Here is a 16,284-nt window from a genome sequence, read left to right as displayed (position 1 = left end):
ATGACAGAGTCGTCGACCCTGAAACCGCAGGCGGATGCGTCCGTTGTTGCGGCCGAACCCTGCTATCACTGTCAGTTGCCGTTGCCGGACAATGAGATCGTTGATGGTTTGATTGACGGCGAGTCCAAGCAGTTCTGCTGTCAGGGATGTCGTTCGGTCGCTGAGACTATCCATAACGCTGGCCTGGGCGGTTTCTATGAGCGCATCCTTGAGGGTGAGCAACTGGCGCCACCGCCGGAGTTGACCGATGCGTTGGCGATGTACGATCTCGACGAGGTACAGCAGGAGTTTGTCTCGAGCGGTCAGGATTCGTCGGAAGTGCACTTGCTGGTCGAAGGGGTACATTGTGCGGCCTGTGTCTGGCTGATTGAGAACAGTCTACGGCGTCAGCCGGGCATCGAAGAGGCTCGGGTCAACCTGTCGGGCCGTAAGCTCAAGGTACTGTGGGACCGCAGTCGCTTGCCGCTGTCGCGGATGTTGGAGTTGTTGGGAACCCTGGGTTATAAAGCGGTTCCGTACGACCCCAACAGTGCTGAAGACAGTTTCAAGAAACAGAATCGTCACCTGCTGTTCCGGATGGGGTTCGCCGCCTTCGCGATGATGAACCTGATGTGGATCTCGATCGCGCTCTATACCGGCGCGGATCAGGGCGAGTTCCGCGGACTGTTCCATTGGGTCGGGTTGGCGCTGGCGACCCCGACGCTGATCTATTCCGGTTATCCGTTTTTCCGCGGTGCCTGGTTCAGTATCCGCAATCTAAGTCCCAACATGGATCTGCCGATCGCGATCGGTGTCAGTATTACCTACCTCTATTCGGCCTATGTCACCTTCACCGGATCGGTGGTCGGGGAAGTCTATTTCGACACGGTGGTCAATTTCCTGTTCGTGATCCTGGTTGGGCGCTACCTGGAGGCGATGTCCAAGCGCAAGGCGCTGGCCTCGACTCAGCGCTTGCTGGATCTGCAACCGAAAGTGGCGACCCGGTTGAAGCCGGGTGTCGATGGCGACGAAGCCGAACTGGTGGCGATCCGTGCGGTCAAGAAGGGGGATCGGGTGCTGGTCAAACCGGGAGAGCGTATCCCGGTCGACGGCGTTGTGCTCGAAGGCAGCAGCCAATTGGATGAGGCGATGCTGACCGGTGAATCGATTCCGGTAACCAAGAGTGTCGGCGCCCAGGTTAATACCGGGACCCTGAACGGCAGTGGTACGCTGGTGATCAAGGTGACCGGACTGCTGGGCGAGAGTGCGCTGGGCCAGATCATTCACCTGGTTGAAGACGCCCAGAGCAGTCGCGCGCCGATTCAGCGTTTGGCCGACCGGATTGTGCCCTGGTTTGTGATGGTGACCCTGTCGCTGGCATTGGCCAGTTTTATCTGGTGGTGGGGTGCCGGGATCGAGCAGGCGCTGATGGTAGCAACCTCAGTGCTGATCATCACCTGTCCCTGTGCGCTGGGGATGGCGACACCGATGTCGATCGCGGTGGCCTCGGGTCTTGGGGCGCGCCATGGCATTCTGGTGAAGAACGGCGAGGTGCTGGAGCGTCTATCGGCGATTCGCCACTTTGTGTTTGATAAGACCGGTACCCTGACCGAAGGACAGATGCAGCTCAGTGCTTTGGTGACGGAGCAGCAGTCCTGGCAACCGGGCCAGTCCGATCCGCTTCATGAAACGACGGCGGCGCTGTTAAAGCGGGTCGCCGAAATTGAGCGACTCTCCGAACATCCGATCGCTAGTGCGATCGTTCGCTGCGCCGAACAACAGGAATTGAAGCCTCGGGCCATCTCGGCTGAGCAGTTCAGCAGTCACCCCGGGCAGGGCGTTATTGGGATCGTCGATGGCCAGCGCTGGTTGATTGGCACGCCGGACTGGTTGCGCCAACAGCAGGTTCAGCCAAGTGAAACTCTGGAACAGGCCGCCGCGGAGATGGATCAGCGTGGTATCAGCTCGATACGAGCCGCCTGCGACGGTCAAGAATTGGCGCTGATCGCTATCGAGGACCGTATTCGTGACGGCGCCAAGGCGCTGATTGAGTGGCTGAAAGCCCAGGGAGCAGAGATAACCCTGCTCAGTGGTGATCGCCGCCAGACCGCCGAAGCCGTAGCTGACCAGTTGGGCGGCATGGAAGTGATCGCCGAAGTGTTGCCGCAGGACAAGGATCGAACCATCGCCGAGATTCAGGCCCGAGGGCATGAAGTGGTAATGGTGGGTGACGGCGTTAATGATGCACCCTCGCTGGTCCGGGCCGATGTCGGTATCGCATTGGGCTCGGGTACCGATGTCTCAATCGCCAGTGCCGATATCGTACTGCTCAGTAATGACCTGGCTCGGGTTGATCAAGCGGCTCAGTTGTCACAGCGAACCCTGCGTACGGTGCGACAAAATATTGGCCTGTCGTTCGCTTACAACAGTATCATGGTGCCATTGGCGATGATGGGATTGGTCACACCGTTGGTGGCGGCGATTACGATGCCGATCAGCTCGTTGCTGGTTATTGGTAATGCCGCGCGAATTTCCACCTTGTTCCGCCGCAAGTGAGTCAGATAACGGCGGCAACCTGTTGATAGTTGGAGGTCTACGATGGAAGTGATTTATGGTTTGATCCCGGGCATGATTGCGATGGGATTGGTCGCGGTTGTCGTATTCTTCTGGGCTGCCAAGAGCGGTCAGTTTGATGACCTTCAGGGCGAAGCCCACCGAATTTTGATGGACGACGATCTGGATGATCTGGAAGAGATCGATCCGAAAAAAGACGCTGCTCAAACCGAGCAAAAGGTGGCAGAGGCTGAGATCGACTCCCCGAATGAGGAGTCGGAACCGCGTAACAGCTGATGCGATCAGCTTTCGGGTTGTTGAGACTGCAGCGGTTGGATCAGCGCGTCGAAACGTTGCGGGTGGATATACTGGAAAACCTCTTTGCTTTCCGGATTAACCGCGATATCGAGGCCTTTGGCCGGATATAGCCAGTGTTGCGGGCCTTCGGGATCGTCGAGTTTCTGCGTCGGTTCGCCGAATTGGCGGCTGATCAGTTCAGGTTCAAGATCGGCGCTGGGAATGTAGGTGATCAGGTCGATGGTTGAGGCCATCGCCTGTTGGACGTCGGCATCGGCCAGTTCGACTTTCTTGGTGCCGCTACCGAGCTGACTGATCCTCAGGCCGCGGTCGAACATTGCCGCCGCGTTGTTTTGGTCAACGGCCAGGGTCATGACAAAGTCGGCTCTGAGGCCGCTCAGTGTGGCCCGCTGGAAGTAGGCTTCGACAGCGTACTCGCCTTCGGGGGAGCGGAACAGGCTCAGGGTAGGGTCTTGCTGCAGCAGTTGACTGGCCTGGCTTAGTGGACTTTGCCCGAGAACCAGTCCGAATACTTCGGTGGCACCGTCGGCGCGTACAGTGATCTGCCAGGGGAGCTTCGGATTGGAGTCGGCCTGACGGCCTCCCGGGGTCAGAATGGCCAGGGCTGAGACAACGATAACGATAGCCAGGATAACGAGCGGTATTTTGCGATCCATAGTGGTTCCAGGCAGTAGAGAAATGATGCCGATCCATTCCGAATTGGAAGAATCATTCGGGCAGCGATTGTAACAATCTGCACGAAAGAAAACAGTTAAGTGATTGATGGAGACCGTCGATGCAATTTGAGATCACCACTGAGGAGATGGCGAAAGCCAAAGTGCCTCATGAGCTTTTTCTGACCAACCTGATCGGTAACCATATCCTGTGGTTTGTCGCGTCATTGGGAATCGTCAATTCGATGTGGCAGCCGCTGGCGATGGTGCCGGTGGTTTCGGTTATTGTCCTGCTCTATACCATCATGCGGGCCAAGAAAGAGCGGGACCAGGCGGTTAGCTGGTATGTGATGTGCCATTGGCAAATGGCGGCCCGACGTTCGATGGTCTTTTTAGGGGTGATCTGTCTGTTGCTGGTTATCTCCGGCCTTGGCTGGGTCGGTTATACCCATCTGGGCATGATGAAAGTTGCAGTACTGGCGATGATCGGAGGGATCGGACTGCTGCCGACCCTGGTATCGGTTCTGGTGCTGATCGTAATGGAGTCCGATGCGATGCATCAGGCGGCTCAGGGCAAACTGTCAAAAGGGACCTTTGAGCGCTTCCCCAATAGTGATGTGGTGGTGCTGGACGAAAACTAAGCCCGGTTTAGCGATCCGACGCTGGGCTGGGGAAATAGAACCGATCCCTAGCCCAGCAGCAGCGCCCGATACAGCGTCCAGACTCCAAACCCCAGTACCAGCAGCCCCGACACCTGTTTGACCCGCTTGGATTGCAGCAGGTGCGCAGCCGCACCGGTAAGTACCCCCATCAGCAACAGATTCGGCAGCGTGCCTACGGCAAATGCCAGCATCAGCAGGGCGCCGTTGATCAGACCACCGCTGGCGGTGGCATTGATCAACATGCTGTAGACCAGCCCGCAGGGCAGCCAGCCCCAAAGGGTTCCCAGCAGCAAGGCCTGAAACGGCGTTTTTACCGGCAGCAGCCGTCGACCCAGTGGTTCGATACGGACCCAGAGCCCACGCCCCACCTGTTCGACCCGATTCAGCAGCATCCACCAGCCGCCCAGATAGAGCCCCAGCAGCACCATAAACAGTCCGGCGAAGCCCAGCAGTACCCGTTGAGCCGTTTGCAACGGCAACCACTGCACCAGCAGAATCCCCAGGCCTCCCATCAGTGCACCGGCCAGGGTGTAGCTGAAGATCCTGCCGGCGTTATAACTGAGTTGGAACAGCAGCAGGGTGCCGACGTTTTCCCGTTGTTTGGGTTCCAGACCGAGATTCAGGGTGCCGGTGATGCCGCCGCACATGCCCAGGCAGTGTACGCCGCCCAACAGCCCCACCATAAAGGCGCTGAGGTAGGAGAGGGTTTCCATGGTTCTCCGCTGTGAAAAAAAGAGCCCGCAGGGGGCTCTAAAAGGTTTTCAACGTAGAACGCTAGGGTATCAGATTTGCTGCGGCAATCCTGAAGAATCCTGCAGTAATTGCTTGTCCAGAATACGAATATGCTTACCACGAACGGCAATGGCGCCGGATTGATGCAGTTTGGTGAACAAGCGGCTCAGGGTCTCTTTTCGCAGCCCGAGGAAGTTGGCGATATCGTCACGGGACATCGGCAGTTGGAACTGTTCGCTGGACAGGTTGCGTTCGTTCAGGCGTAACGACAGATTCAGCAGGAAGGCGGACAGTCGCTGTTCGGCATTTTTGCGTGCCATCAGCATCGCGAACTGGCGATGCAGATCGTAGTTCTCCTTGTTCAGCATATCCTGCAGGTTCTGCTGCATCGAGGGGACCTGATTCAGGGTATTACTGACGCAGTGCATCGGCAGTTGGCAGACATGGCTGTCTTCCAGCGCGATGGCGCTGAACGGGTAACGCTTCGGGTAGATGGCGCTTTGGCCGACCGTCTCGCCGGATAAGGCGAATCCAACAACCAGCTCCTGGGCGCTGGGGTCTTGGTTGACCAGTTTGAAGGCGCCGGAGGTAACGGCGAAGATGGCATGAAAGCCGTCGCCTTCGTGGAACAGGTACTCGCCGCACCGGATCGGTTGGCGGCGCTCGACGAACTCGTCAGCCATGCTTAGCTCGCGACCGCCGATATCGATCGGCTTGCACAGCGGGAAGAGTCCACAGTCATCACACTCGATGTGTTGAACGCTGTCCATACGGCTATCAGTAGTGATGGTATCGGTCATGTCGCTATCTATATCCCCAGATTACCGCGGCTATACCTGACGGCAGATTGCTGTCTCAATCGTTGAGCAAAGGATCGCACTTTGCTGCCCGAATGGAATTGAGTTTTATCAAGTAGTGCGTAAGGCGGTAAAAAATAGTTCGATTTGCGCTCGACCAGTCGGCTCTATGCGTATAATGCCGCCCATGGATCATCTTGTACTCTATTGCCGTCCGGGTTTTGAACCCGAGTGTGCGGCTGAAATAACGGAACTTGCCAACCATCACGGGGTTGCCGGTTATGCCCGCACCGACCGTGGTCAGGGTTATGTGGTTTACCATTGCCTGGTTGAACAGGGCGCTTTGCAACTGATTACCGAGCTGCCGTTCCGCCAGTTGGCCTTTGCCCGCCAATGGTTTGCAGCCCAGGCCCTGATCGAGGACTTACCGTCCCAGGATCGTATCGGGCCGCTGTTGCAGCAGTTGCAATCATTGCCCCAGTGCGGCGAGCTGATGATCGAAACCGCCGATACCAACGAGGCCAAAGAACTGGCGGGGTTTTGCCGTAAATTTACCGCACCCTGTGCCGCGGCCATGAGGCGCGAAGGGTTGCTCAGTGCCAAGCGGACCCAGCGCTTACCCCGTTTGCATCTGTTCTTTCTGGATTCGTCACAGGTTTACGCAGGGATCAGTCATCCCGGTAATCATGCGCCGGAGCCGATGGGAATACCGCGATTGAAGTTCCCGGCCGCTGCACCGAGTCGCTCGACCTTGAAGCTCGATGAGGCCTTTCTTCACTTTCTCAGTGCCGGCGAACGGGAGAAGTTGCTTTGTCCCGGGCTGAAGGCGGTTGACCTGGGTGCCGCGCCCGGTGGTTGGACCTGGCAATTGGTGCGGCGTCACATTCGGGTGACGGCGGTCGACAATGGGCCGATGGCCGAGTCGTTGATGGAGTCGGGATTGGTCGAGCATGCGATGGAGGACGGCTTTCAGTATGAGCCAAGAAAGCCGGTCGACTGGATGGTTTGCGATATGGCGGATCAACCGACCAAGGTCGCCAGGCGGATGGCTCTATGGTTGGAGCGGGGTTGGAGTCGTCGGATTATCTTTAATCTGAAACTGCCGATGAAAAAGCGCTACGCCTCGGTGATGGAATGCTGCGAATTGATCGCCGAGCAGTTGAACCTGGCTGGGGTTGGCTTTGCGCTGGATGTTAAGCAGCTCTACCACGACCGCGAAGAGGTCACCTGTTATTTACGTCTGGAGTGAGCCTGGTAACCGATTTCCAGGCTCAGGTGTCGTGGCCACCGATACTCAGATATGAGTCATGATGGTGATCTTCTCATCTTCGAGCAGCATCGGTTTAAGTTGCTCCATGATCTCTTTGCGGGCCTCGCTGTGGTACCAGTTCTCCCAATCCTGCAGATTGCGGTAGTTGGCAAAAATAATCCGATGATTCGGGTTGCTGACGCTTTTAAGTGATTCTCCGCTGATAAATCCCGGTGTGCTCATGGCGGTTTGCAGCGTGCTGCTGGCGCGCTGCTGGTAGTGATCGGCCAGGTCTTCGGCGATAAATCGCTCGATCATAACCTTGATCATTGAGGGCCTCCTGTACTGACGGCTTGTTATGGGGTCTTTGGTCACCCCGATGAAGACAAATAACCTTCTATATAGCTGAAGTATAAAGCTAATTTTCTATTTCGTAGATGGATGTGAAAAAAAACCTGAGGTCTCTTTTGCCCGCCGCCAGCTTTTGCGACAATACCCCCTCGGAAATTAGGGCGGCAGTATGTCTGAAATAAAAGCTGATCATCAGATGGACGCGGTGGGACTCTATTGTCCCGAGCCGGTGATGATGCTGCATAACAAGGTTCGTGATATCGCCATTGGCGAAGTGCTTGAGGTCGTGGCGACAGATCCGTCGACCCAGCGCGATATCCCCAAATTTTGTGCCTTTCTTGGCCATGAGCTGCTCAGCGAGCGGGCCGAGGCCGATCGTTTCTATTACCTGATCCGTAAGGGCGAGGGATAACCCGTCGGATACGGATCAATTTTTCCCGTTAACGAATACGCTAGTGCTATGACTGAAACCCAGACTGCCAAACCGGCAAACGCTTCTCGCAATAAAAACCGTGCCGCCAACCAGGCGGCAGTGGCCCAAATCTCCGAGCTGTATCCGGAAACCTTCAACCGTGAAGCAGTAAAGCCGCTGAAAATCGGCATTCAGGAAGACCTTTTGGCCGATGCTAAATTGTCTAAAGGGAAAATCAAGCGGGCGCTGGCATCCTATGTCCGCTCGCCGCTGTACTACAAATCACTGGTTGCCGGTGCTGATCGGGTTGACCTGGCCGGCGAGGCCGCGGGTAAGGTGACCGAGCAGGAGGCAGAACATGCCAAGTCCATGCTCAAAAAAGCCCGTGAACAACGTCAGCAGCGTGCTCAAGAGCAAAAGAAGCAAGCCAAGCAGACGCGCATCAACGATAAGTTGGCGCAGCTGGTCAGCAAGCACAGCTAAGCTCGCCTCTCCGTCCAAAGAAGCGGCCGCATCGATGATGTGGCCGTTTTTCGTTGCTCAGCTCCCGGGCATCAGGCCGCAGCTGCTGAGCACCTGTTTCCAGCTACGAGTATGCTGTTGAATAGCCCGCTCGAACTGTTGCCAGAGGCCATTCTTCGCGAGCGGGTCGAGCATCTGCTGATGATAGTGGACCCAGGCAACAGAAGGCTGAGCCTGTTGAGCGAGCTTATCCATCATCTCGAGCCAGGCGCGGCCGTTACGGTAGGTCCTTGATAAGTAGGGCTGTACGCCGCCGCCGTAATAGCGATCAAAGACATTCCTCAAGTATTCCGCCTGGGTGGTCGAGTGACCGTTGAGGCATAACGGCCGTTGACGGGTGGCTCGATCCAGCGTCAGGGCGGTACGATTCAGGGCATCGATCAACAGTGCGATTGAGCTGAATAGTTGGCTGCCGTATTCGCTGTTGTAGAGGCTTTCATGGCCGCTTTCTAGGCGCTCCAGTTGGTTGGGAAGCGGGAAGGGGTCGGCTGGCGGGTTCAACGGCTGGGCCAGTGTGCCCATGACCTCCAAGGCGCGAAAGCTATCGCCATAACCTGGATTGCCCTGCAGCGGGATCGGCGGTCGAGATAACGACAGGTTTCGCTCCATCGCTTCGGCGGCGAACACGCTATTCCACCAAACCGGAACCAAATTGGCGCTTTTGATCCGGTAGATCTGCTGCAGTTGTGCGCTGAATTCGGTATCGGAGATCGATTGCTGCTGATCACGCTTCAGGCAGGGTTGGAGTTTAGCGAAGAACTGCAGCTCATAGTTGAGCTGTAACGAGGGTTTCATCACTTTACCCAGCGAGCTGTTGCGCTCGGCAATCAGCGGTAACAGCCCGCAGTGACGCAGCTCCAGGCTGTCCAATAGACCGCTGCGAAGCTCTTCAGGAGTCAGCCGGCGCTCCCGGCGTGACGGCAGCGGTAACATCACTGCCCGGGTCTCGGCATTGGAGCTTTGCGGTTCGGCCTCAAGTACGTTGGCGACCCGTTGCAGGTAGTCTTCTAACATAGCCGGTGGCGTTGATACCCCGCAGCCGTTGAGGCTGAGTATGCTAATGATCGTGATCCAGCGCCGCCGGATTCGGTATCGGTACTGAGGTGACAAACCCGCTCCGTTAATTGCAGCTTTACCCAAGTGTAGGTGTGTTTGCCTACGGCAGTGCCGAGGCGCGCCGAGATAGGGGCTATTCGAGCGCTATAGAGGATTGGTAGGCACAAAAAAAAGGGGCTGAAATCAGCCCCTTATCGGATAAGTGTTGACTGCTGTTGTGCTCAGTCGATACGCACGGCGACGTAGCTGCCCGGGGCGGCTTCGATCGGTGCGTGGTCTTTGCTACCCAGCTCCTTCGGTGCTTCAACCTGCTTGCCGGCACGCTTCTTCAGCCAGGCTGACCAGTGGTTCCACCAGCTGCCTTCCTGCTTTTCGGCGCTGTCGAGCCACTGATCCGGCGTACCGCCCAGTTCACCGTTGATCCAGAAGTGACGACGGTTACGGCTGGCCGGGTTGATAACACCGGCGATGTGGCCGCTGGCACCCAGTACGAATTCACAGTTCTTCAGCTTCTCGGTGCCCTTGTAGGTGGACTTCCAAGGTGCAATATGGTCTTCGATACAGGACAGGAAGTAAGACGGTGTCTTGATCTTGCTCAGATCGATCGGCGTACCACAGATAGTGACTCCGCCCGGCTTGGAGAGGTTGTTCTCCAAGTACATGTTGCGGATGTAGAAGCTGTAGAAATCCGCCGGCAGGTTGGTCGGGTCGCTGTTCCAGTACAGCAGGTCGAACGGTACCGGGGCCTGGCCCTTGAGGTAGTTGTTGACCACGTAGGACCAGATCAGGTCGTTGGAGCGCAGCATGTTGAAGGCGGTGGCCAGGTTCTTGCCGTTCAGCACACCTTCCTGTTCGACTTTCTGCAGCAGTGAGCCGACTTCGTCGTCACCCAGGAAGACACCGATATCGCCCGGCTCTTCGAAGTCGGTCATGGTGGTCAGGAAGGTGGCGGAAGAGACGGTGTTGTCTTTGCGATCGGTCAGTACCGCCAGTGCGGTCGACAGAATGGTACCGCCGATACACCAGGCCGCGGTGTTGACGCGGTTGCTGCCGGTGATCTTCTTGACCACATCCAGGGCTTCCAATACGCCGGACTCGACATAGTCATCCCAACCCAGGTGGCTCTGCTCCGGAGTGGCGTTGACCCAGGAGATCATAAAGGTGTTGTTACCCTGATCGACGTTGTACTTGGCGAAGGAGTTACCCGGCTGCAGATCCATGATGTAGAACTTGTTGATGCACGGCGGTACGATCAACAGCGGACGTTCGGCAATCTTTTCCTGGCTCGGGGTGTACTGGATCAGCTGGAACAGCTCGTTTTGGTACACAACCTGGCCTTCGGTGGTGGCGACGTTTTCGCCCAGCACGAAGGCTTCTTCGTCGGTCATGGTGATACGGCCTTTATCCAGGTCGCCCAGCAGGTTCTGCAGACCGGTGATCAGGCTCTGGCCTTTGGTCTCAACGGCTTGCTGCAGCACTTCCGGGTTGGTGGCGGCAAAGTTGCTCGGAGACATGGCGTCGATGTACTGCTGGGTGAAGAACTCCAGCTTCTTCTGACTCTTGTCGTCCAGGTTGACATTCTCGACTGCCTTGTTCAGCAGTTTGGAGGCGATCAGGTAGGACTCTTTAATGTAGTTGAAGACCGGGTTCTCGCTCCACTCGTCGGCTTTGAAGCGGGAATCACGGCTGCCGTTGCCGGCCTCGCCGCCGGTCAGCAGGGTGGACCAGAACTGCAGCGAGCTGCGCTGATATTCATTAATTGCCTCGACCCAGCCTTGTGGGTCGGTGGGGCGGCTAAGCAGTTGTGACCAGGCGCTGTTCAGGTTGTCGAGGTACTGCTCTCCAACTTGGCCGCCGAACATTTCCACCAGCTTGTGGGTTTCGGCGTTCATCGCGGTGAAGAAGTTTGTGGCGTCGGTGTTGCTGCTGCGATCCATACTAATTTACTCTTTCCTGATGGCTGTAGAGATGCGTTGGCCCGGCGCTTGGGCTCCTGCAGGAGTGGTAAACTACCACATCTGGAGAAAACTCGCCCTAGCAGTTAGTGGTATATCGCAAATAATCCCTGCAAGTTTGGAGCTATTCATGCCTCGATTAGTGTTGTACGGAACTTTAGGCTGTCATCTTTGTGACGTGGCGGAGGCGTTGCTTTCTCAGGAGTTGAATCTACAGCAGACACCGGTCGAAGTCGTTGATATTGCTGATGAAGATCACCTGGTAGAGCACTATGGTGTGCGCATTCCGGTGTTGCAGGACCAACTCAGCGGACGCGAGTTGGGGTGGCCGTTCGACGCCGCCCAACTGCAACGATTTCTCGCCACTCTCTAAGACAATAATTGTTATTTCTCAACCGGCTCCGGCGCTGCCTCAGGCCGAATATTGAAAAAATCCAAACTGGTACGGCGGGTCTGTCGAGCAAGCTGCTCCGCACCGATGCCCATGTGCTGGGCCGCTACCCCGACTATGTGGGCCAGATGGCAAGGCTCATTGCGACGAGACTTGGGCTTGGGCCGCAGGTCACGGGGCAGCAGATAGGGGGCGTCGGTCTCCAGCATCAGCCGGTCGGCGGGGATCTCTTTGAGCAGCGGCTGCAGATGCGCACCGCGACGTTCATCGCATAACCAGCCGGTAATGCCGATATGCAGATCCAGATCCAGCAGCCGGTAAAGCTGGGCTTTATCGCCGGTAAAACAGTGCAGCACCGCCTTGTCCAGCCGGTCGCGGTAGTGGCTGATGATCTCGACAAAGCGATCGTGGGCATCGCGTTCATGCATCAGTACCGGCATCTGTAACTCACACGCCAGCTCAAGCTGTTGTTCGAACGCGTGGATCTGATCCGGACGGGGGGAAAAGTCGCGGTTGAAATCCAGTCCGGTTTCGCCAATGGCTCGGACACAATCCTCGGTGCTCAGGCGGCGCAGCTGATCCAACGTTCCGGCATCAAAATCCCGGCTGTAGTGGGGGTGTACGCCGGCGGTGCTGAACAGCATTTCGGGGCGCCGTTGGCACAGCTCGACCGCCTGCCGACTCTCCTCCAGGGTGGAACCGGTAACGATGATTTCGCGGACCCCAGCATCGTTTGCCCGATCAAGAACCTGATCAAGATCAGCTTGGAAGCTTTTGTCGGTCAAGTTGACCGCGATATCGGTCAGTGGGGCGTTGCTGAAGGCCATGATTTTCGGTAGTTTCGGTGCAGGTTGAATATCCCCGGAGGGCCAAAGTTAGCTATTCTAACTCAGATAGGTGAGCTGGCCTGTATTAACTACTGATAGGGTGCCCCAAGATGTCAGGGATTTTAGATTCGGTTGACCAGCGAACACAGCTGGTGGGCCAGAACCGTTTCGAGCTGCTGCTGTTCCGGCTCGGACGTCATCAACTGTTTGCCATCAACGTCTTTAAGGTCAAAGAGGTTCTTAAGCTTCCACGGTTGAATGCGATCCCCAATTCCCATCCGGTGGTGATCGGGGTTGCCAATATGCGTGGCCAGACGGTGCCGGTGATCGATTTGAGTGCCGCGATCGGCATGCGCCCGACCGAGATTACCGACACCGCTCACATGATCGTGACGGAGTATAACGGTACCGTACAGGGCTTTTTGGTCAGTGATGTCGAGCGCATTCTGAACCTGGACTGGAGCGACGTGATGCCGCCGCCGGTCACCGCCGGGCGTGCCCACTACCTGACGGCAATCACCAGGTTGGAAGACAACCGTCTGGTCGAGATCGTGGATGTCGAGAAGGTGCTGGCCGAAGTCAGTCCCTATACCACCGAAATTACCCCGGGATTGATTGAGGATGAGGTGCTGGCCATTGCCCAGGGTTGCGAGGTGATGGTCGTTGATGACTCGCAGACGGCCCGTGACCAGGTTCATAACACCCTGAGTAATCTCGGTATCCAGATCTACGAAGCGGTCAATGGAACCGACGCGCTACAGCAACTACGTGCCTTTGCCGAGCATACCGAAGGCAGCCTGAGCGATCGGTTTTTGATGCTGATCACCGATGCCGAGATGCCGGAGATGGATGGTTACCGACTGACGACCGAGATTCGCCGTGATGAGCAGCTTAAGGATCTGTACATCGTGCTGCACACCTCGCTGTCGGGATCCTTCAACCATGCCATGGTTGAAAAGGTGGGTTGCAACGACTTCCTGCCGAAGTTCGAGTCGGATCGTTTGGCGACGCTGGTGAAAGATCGGATCAAGGTGGTTTACAACCTCTGATCGGACGGCAAACTCCTGCTTCAAAAAAAGGCCAAGCAATGCTTGGCCTTTTTTGTCCGGCGCCGAGTCAGTTAGTTTGACTCGAACTGAGCCAGGCGCTGCTGAGATGCGGCTTCGGCGACCTCCGGGTCCAGAATCTCGGTACCGGCCCGGCCCAGCAGTACGGTGCTGGAAAGTTCCAATGCATAGCCGTTGGAGCCCTGGTCAAACTGACTGTTGAGCGGCATCTCGGCATTGGTCATCGCAGTCTCCAGCTCTTCCAGCATCTCTTCCGGATCGAAACTCTCGGTCAGCTCGATAGCGCGAAGCTCGCTCTCTTTGTGGAGGTGTAGCTGGACGAGCAGCGCGGAGCCGTGGGCGCTCTTGACCTTATAGGAGATCTCTTTTTTAGGGTCGATAAAGAAGTGGACGATCAAAAAGGCCAGCAATCCAAGAATGACAACCTCGGCAAGGAAGGTGGGGCGAGGACTCTTATTCGATCCGATCATACAGCAGGGCTTCCGTCGTGAAGATTAATAGGCGGTCTTGAGTTTTGATCAAGCCGGCCCGCAGTATAGCAACCCGATAAAGCCCAACAGATTGAGCCTTATCAAGCCAGTACGATAAGGGGTTCAGGGGTGCTGAGCCGCAGTGTGTTTTGGGCGCCCCCGAATGGGCGCCGGGCCTGTGTGGTTACCGGCTGGCCTTGCGCGCTTTGGGATCGGGAACCACGGCCATACGCTCATGGGGCTGCAGCAGCTGTTTCGGTTGGCCGAGGATATCGCTGTAAATCAGCGAGAAGCTCAGCACATTCTGGACGTAGTTACGGGTTTCGTCGAACGGAATGGTTTCGATCCAGATATCGGTCGGCAGGTCGTTACGCTGTGCCAGCCAGCGCTTAACCCGATGGGGGCCGGCATTGTAGGCCGCGGTCGCCAACACCCGGTGCCCCTCGTAGCGGCGGCCCAATCCGGCCAGGTAGTGGCTGCCCAGTTTGATATTGAAGTCGGGTTCGGCCAGTTGGTTGCGGCTGCGGTAGCGTATCTTGGCCTTTTTGGCGGTTTCTTTGGCGGTTGCCGGCATCAGCTGCATCAGCCCCATGGCTCCGGCATGGGATCGGGCATCGGGGGTGAAGGCGCTCTCCTGCCGGGCGACAGCCAGTATCCAGGTAGGGGCGATGGCGTGCTTGTTCGCTGCCTGGTGAATCGGATCGCTATAGGCCACCGGGAATCGAAGCAGGATGTCATCCCACTGGCGTGCGGCAATGGCGCCGCGGATCGACTGCTCATACCAGCCCCACTGACGGGCTAACTGTGCGGCCTGGTAGCGCTGCTCCCGGCTTAGCTTGCGGGTGCTGGCGTACCATTCCCGCCGGGCATCGCGAAGTTGGTTGTGCAGGTACAGTTCCCGGGCCCGAATTAACCCGGGTTGGCGGGCCAGCTGGCCGATATAGTCCGGATCCTGGGCCAGGGTCCGATTGTTGAGTTGGTAGCCGCCCCCCAGCTTATCCGCCGCCATAAAACCGTAAAAACTGCGTTCAAAGGCCAGTTTGTTATAGATCTGCGCCGCTTTTTCGGTCTGCTCGGTATCGCCTTGGGCTTCCAGCGCCCGGGCCTGCCAATAGCGCCACCGGTCGCGTTCGCGCTCGGATTCGGGCAACTGGTCGAGCAGCTTGGTGACGGCTTTCCAATCCTGGCGCAGGATCAGATTGCGCAGCTGCCACTCGAGGATCTGAGGATCCGGGTTGTTGGGATCGAGTCGTTGACTAAGTTCGCCGATACTGTCCGGATAGCGACGCAGTTGCCGGACCGCGAAGCTGCGATGCAGCTGCTGTTGCGTTTCGGGTGTCAGTCCCAGCGGCTCGGCAAGGCGCACGAGCTGATCCAGACCTTCAAGCGGTTCCTGACGGCCGAGACGCTTGAGAGTGATCATCATTAGCCGTTGTTGGTCTGGGCTCAGGACCTGGTCGGAATTGAGTTTGAAAGCGCTCAGTTGTTGCGGTTTGCGGTGCCACGAAAGGGCCTGCTTGGCCTGGCTTTTCCATTCGGGCTTGTTGAGTCGTTTGCGGATGTAACCGGCCAGTTTGGTATTGCCTTTCTCAAGTGCCAGCCAAAACCGGTCCCAGGCGTGCTGCTCGGTGTACTGATCGCTTTTCAGCCAGAGTTCGAAGGGTTTGTCGCAGGCTTTGGGTCGCGAACTGCCGTGTACCCAGATGGAGCCGACATCCGGCAACATCTTGTCGGTCTGGCCTTGTTGGTGAAGTGCCCACAGGTATTGGCATTGGAGGCTGATGCCGGCCGACTCGGGACGGTAATTATCGATTAATTGCTGCCAGCGTTTGCGCTTGGCCTGTTCACTGATCCAGCTTTGATAGAGTCTGCGCGCCAGCGGAGTGTCGCTAAAACGTTGCTCGAATTGCTGCAATTGCTCGGCATTAAGGGTATCCAGCTGCTGGCGGTGGCGTTGGAAAAGCAGGTAGGGGTAGAGCGGATAGTCGCTCAATTTAGTGATCAAGCGATCGTAGGTTTTGTAATCCCGCTTGGTCAGAGCCTGTTTGCTCTGGCGGTACTGCTGCCGTTGTTGTTCCAGCCGTGAACGATCCTGTTCGATGATCGAGGCCTGGCTCAGTGGTACCCAGCCGGGTAGTGGAAGGCTGAGTACGGTTAGGCCGAGCAAGTAGACGGCGGGGGTGAAGAAGCGTGAAAAGGGGCGGGCGGGAGCTGTATGGCGGCGGCGAAATACGCGGTCGATTTGCAAAACCTGAGCCTCTTGGTTTCAATGGCCACCCTTCAGAGGGTT

At 57.1% G+C, this 16,284-nt stretch carries 17 protein-coding genes; 8 read left to right on the top strand and 9 right to left on the bottom strand.

The window, feature by feature from the left end:
* Both ACO05M_RS13725 and ccoS read left to right on the top strand, forming a co-directional pair.
* On the top strand, window positions 1–2,535 hold the full coding sequence (locus ACO05M_RS13725; protein ID WP_421863928.1) for a heavy metal translocating P-type ATPase: 2,535 nt from the start codon (window positions 1–3) through the stop codon (window positions 2,533–2,535).
* A 42-nt stretch (window positions 2,536–2,577) separates the two neighbouring features.
* Window positions 2,578–2,829, top strand: a complete 252-nt coding sequence (gene ccoS / locus ACO05M_RS13720; RefSeq protein ID WP_421863925.1) for a cbb3-type cytochrome oxidase assembly protein CcoS — start codon at window positions 2,578–2,580, stop codon at window positions 2,827–2,829.
* Between the two features lie 5 nt (window positions 2,830–2,834).
* Here the strand turns inward: ccoS and ACO05M_RS13715 are convergent, their stop codons facing one another.
* Window positions 2,835–3,506 (bottom strand): hypothetical protein, encoded by a 672-nt coding sequence (locus ACO05M_RS13715; RefSeq protein WP_421863922.1) that lies wholly within the window; start codon window positions 3,504–3,506, stop codon window positions 2,835–2,837.
* Window positions 3,507–3,625: 119 nt separating this feature from the next.
* On the opposite strand from ACO05M_RS13715, the gene ACO05M_RS13710 reads away from it, so the two are divergent.
* Window positions 3,626–4,144, top strand: a complete 519-nt coding sequence (locus ACO05M_RS13710) for a hypothetical protein (RefSeq protein WP_421863919.1) — start codon at window positions 3,626–3,628, stop codon at window positions 4,142–4,144.
* Window positions 4,145–4,191: 47 nt separating this feature from the next.
* On the opposite strand, the gene ACO05M_RS13705 is transcribed toward ACO05M_RS13710, so the two are convergent.
* Both ACO05M_RS13705 and ACO05M_RS13700 read right to left on the bottom strand, forming a co-directional pair.
* Window positions 4,192–4,878, bottom strand: coding sequence for a sulfite exporter TauE/SafE family protein (locus tag ACO05M_RS13705; protein WP_421863916.1), 687 nt, complete (start codon window positions 4,876–4,878; stop codon window positions 4,192–4,194).
* A gap of 69 nt (window positions 4,879–4,947) precedes the next feature.
* Window positions 4,948–5,697 (bottom strand): helix-turn-helix domain-containing protein, encoded by a 750-nt coding sequence (locus ACO05M_RS13700; RefSeq protein WP_421863913.1) that lies wholly within the window; start codon window positions 5,695–5,697, stop codon window positions 4,948–4,950.
* Between the two features lie 184 nt (window positions 5,698–5,881).
* On the opposite strand from ACO05M_RS13700, the gene rlmM reads away from it, so the two are divergent.
* Window positions 5,882–6,943 (top strand): 23S rRNA (cytidine(2498)-2'-O)-methyltransferase RlmM, encoded by a 1,062-nt coding sequence (gene rlmM / locus ACO05M_RS13695; RefSeq protein ID WP_421863910.1) that lies wholly within the window; start codon window positions 5,882–5,884, stop codon window positions 6,941–6,943.
* Between the two features lie 45 nt (window positions 6,944–6,988).
* On the opposite strand, the gene ACO05M_RS13690 is transcribed toward rlmM, so the two are convergent.
* Entirely contained in the window at window positions 6,989–7,273 is a 285-nt protein-coding gene (locus ACO05M_RS13690) for an antibiotic biosynthesis monooxygenase family protein (RefSeq protein WP_421863908.1), read from the bottom strand.
* A gap of 190 nt (window positions 7,274–7,463) precedes the next feature.
* Here ACO05M_RS13690 and tusA point away from each other — a divergent pair, with 190 nt between their 5' ends.
* Window positions 7,464–7,706: a sulfurtransferase TusA gene (tusA, locus tag ACO05M_RS13685; RefSeq protein WP_114693894.1), complete on the top strand. Its 243-nt coding sequence runs from the start codon at window positions 7,464–7,466 to the stop codon at window positions 7,704–7,706.
* A 48-nt stretch (window positions 7,707–7,754) separates the two neighbouring features.
* Window positions 7,755–8,189 (top strand): ProQ/FINO family protein, encoded by a 435-nt coding sequence (locus tag ACO05M_RS13680; RefSeq protein WP_421863905.1) that lies wholly within the window; start codon window positions 7,755–7,757, stop codon window positions 8,187–8,189.
* Between the two features lie 57 nt (window positions 8,190–8,246).
* Here the strand turns inward: ACO05M_RS13680 and ACO05M_RS13675 are convergent, their stop codons facing one another.
* Both ACO05M_RS13675 and ACO05M_RS13670 read right to left on the bottom strand, forming a co-directional pair.
* Entirely contained in the window at window positions 8,247–9,242 is a 996-nt protein-coding gene (locus ACO05M_RS13675) for a DUF3080 family protein (protein ID WP_421863901.1), read from the bottom strand.
* Window positions 9,243–9,505: 263 nt separating this feature from the next.
* The gene (locus tag ACO05M_RS13670; protein ID WP_421863898.1) at window positions 9,506–11,221 is read right to left on the bottom strand and encodes a PHA/PHB synthase family protein; all 1,716 of its coding nucleotides are present in this window, start codon (window positions 11,219–11,221) and stop codon (window positions 9,506–9,508) included.
* A 148-nt stretch (window positions 11,222–11,369) separates the two neighbouring features.
* Between ACO05M_RS13670 and ACO05M_RS13665 the strand changes: the two genes are divergently transcribed.
* Window positions 11,370–11,612, top strand: coding sequence for a glutaredoxin family protein (locus ACO05M_RS13665; RefSeq protein ID WP_421863895.1), 243 nt, complete (start codon window positions 11,370–11,372; stop codon window positions 11,610–11,612).
* A gap of 11 nt (window positions 11,613–11,623) precedes the next feature.
* Here ACO05M_RS13665 and ACO05M_RS13660 read toward each other — a convergent pair whose 3' ends face one another.
* The gene (locus tag ACO05M_RS13660; protein WP_421863892.1) at window positions 11,624–12,457 is read right to left on the bottom strand and encodes a TatD family hydrolase; all 834 of its coding nucleotides are present in this window, start codon (window positions 12,455–12,457) and stop codon (window positions 11,624–11,626) included.
* 110 nt (window positions 12,458–12,567) lie between these two features.
* Here ACO05M_RS13660 and ACO05M_RS13655 point away from each other — a divergent pair, with 110 nt between their 5' ends.
* Window positions 12,568–13,506, top strand: a complete 939-nt coding sequence (locus tag ACO05M_RS13655; protein ID WP_421863890.1) for a chemotaxis protein CheV — start codon at window positions 12,568–12,570, stop codon at window positions 13,504–13,506.
* A 71-nt stretch (window positions 13,507–13,577) separates the two neighbouring features.
* On the opposite strand, the gene ACO05M_RS13650 is transcribed toward ACO05M_RS13655, so the two are convergent.
* Both ACO05M_RS13650 and ACO05M_RS13645 read right to left on the bottom strand, forming a co-directional pair.
* Window positions 13,578–13,994 carry a hypothetical protein gene (locus ACO05M_RS13650; protein ID WP_421863887.1) on the bottom strand — a complete coding sequence of 139 codons (417 nt, stop codon included), beginning with the start codon at window positions 13,992–13,994 and terminating at the stop codon, window positions 13,578–13,580.
* A gap of 184 nt (window positions 13,995–14,178) precedes the next feature.
* Window positions 14,179–16,242, bottom strand: coding sequence for a transglycosylase SLT domain-containing protein (locus ACO05M_RS13645; protein WP_421863885.1), 2,064 nt, complete (start codon window positions 16,240–16,242; stop codon window positions 14,179–14,181).
* Window positions 16,243–16,284 lie beyond the last annotated feature (42 nt).

The organism is Motiliproteus sp. (assembly GCF_965230735.1).
GTDB lineage: Bacteria > Pseudomonadota > Gammaproteobacteria > Pseudomonadales > Balneatricaceae > Motiliproteus.
This window is presented reverse-complemented; position numbering and strand designations above follow the sequence as displayed.

What these genes read in the sequence shown, in the direction of transcription:
- ACO05M_RS13725 (WP_421863928.1), top strand. Translation starts at nt 1, where the DNA reads ATGACAGAGTCGTCGACCCTGAAACCGCAGGCGGATGCGTCCGTTGTT.
- ccoS (WP_421863925.1), top strand. Translation starts at nt 2,578, where the DNA reads ATGGAAGTGATTTATGGTTTGATCCCGGGCATGATTGCGATGGGATTG.
- ACO05M_RS13715 (WP_421863922.1), bottom strand. Translation starts at nt 3,506, where the DNA reads ATGGATCGCAAAATACCGCTCGTTATCCTGGCTATCGTTATCGTTGTC.
- ACO05M_RS13710 (WP_421863919.1), top strand. Translation starts at nt 3,626, where the DNA reads ATGCAATTTGAGATCACCACTGAGGAGATGGCGAAAGCCAAAGTGCCT.
- ACO05M_RS13705 (WP_421863916.1), bottom strand. Translation starts at nt 4,878, where the DNA reads ATGGAAACCCTCTCCTACCTCAGCGCCTTTATGGTGGGGCTGTTGGGC.
- ACO05M_RS13700 (WP_421863913.1), bottom strand. Translation starts at nt 5,697, where the DNA reads ATGACCGATACCATCACTACTGATAGCCGTATGGACAGCGTTCAACAC.
- rlmM (WP_421863910.1), top strand. Translation starts at nt 5,882, where the DNA reads ATGGATCATCTTGTACTCTATTGCCGTCCGGGTTTTGAACCCGAGTGT.
- ACO05M_RS13690 (WP_421863908.1), bottom strand. Translation starts at nt 7,273, where the DNA reads ATGATCAAGGTTATGATCGAGCGATTTATCGCCGAAGACCTGGCCGAT.
- tusA (WP_114693894.1), top strand. Translation starts at nt 7,464, where the DNA reads ATGTCTGAAATAAAAGCTGATCATCAGATGGACGCGGTGGGACTCTAT.
- ACO05M_RS13680 (WP_421863905.1), top strand. Translation starts at nt 7,755, where the DNA reads ATGACTGAAACCCAGACTGCCAAACCGGCAAACGCTTCTCGCAATAAA.
- ACO05M_RS13675 (WP_421863901.1), bottom strand. Translation starts at nt 9,242, where the DNA reads ATGTTAGAAGACTACCTGCAACGGGTCGCCAACGTACTTGAGGCCGAA.
- ACO05M_RS13670 (WP_421863898.1), bottom strand. Translation starts at nt 11,221, where the DNA reads ATGGATCGCAGCAGCAACACCGACGCCACAAACTTCTTCACCGCGATG.
- ACO05M_RS13665 (WP_421863895.1), top strand. Translation starts at nt 11,370, where the DNA reads ATGCCTCGATTAGTGTTGTACGGAACTTTAGGCTGTCATCTTTGTGAC.
- ACO05M_RS13660 (WP_421863892.1), bottom strand. Translation starts at nt 12,457, where the DNA reads ATGGCCTTCAGCAACGCCCCACTGACCGATATCGCGGTCAACTTGACC.
- ACO05M_RS13655 (WP_421863890.1), top strand. Translation starts at nt 12,568, where the DNA reads ATGTCAGGGATTTTAGATTCGGTTGACCAGCGAACACAGCTGGTGGGC.
- ACO05M_RS13650 (WP_421863887.1), bottom strand. Translation starts at nt 13,994, where the DNA reads ATGATCGGATCGAATAAGAGTCCTCGCCCCACCTTCCTTGCCGAGGTT.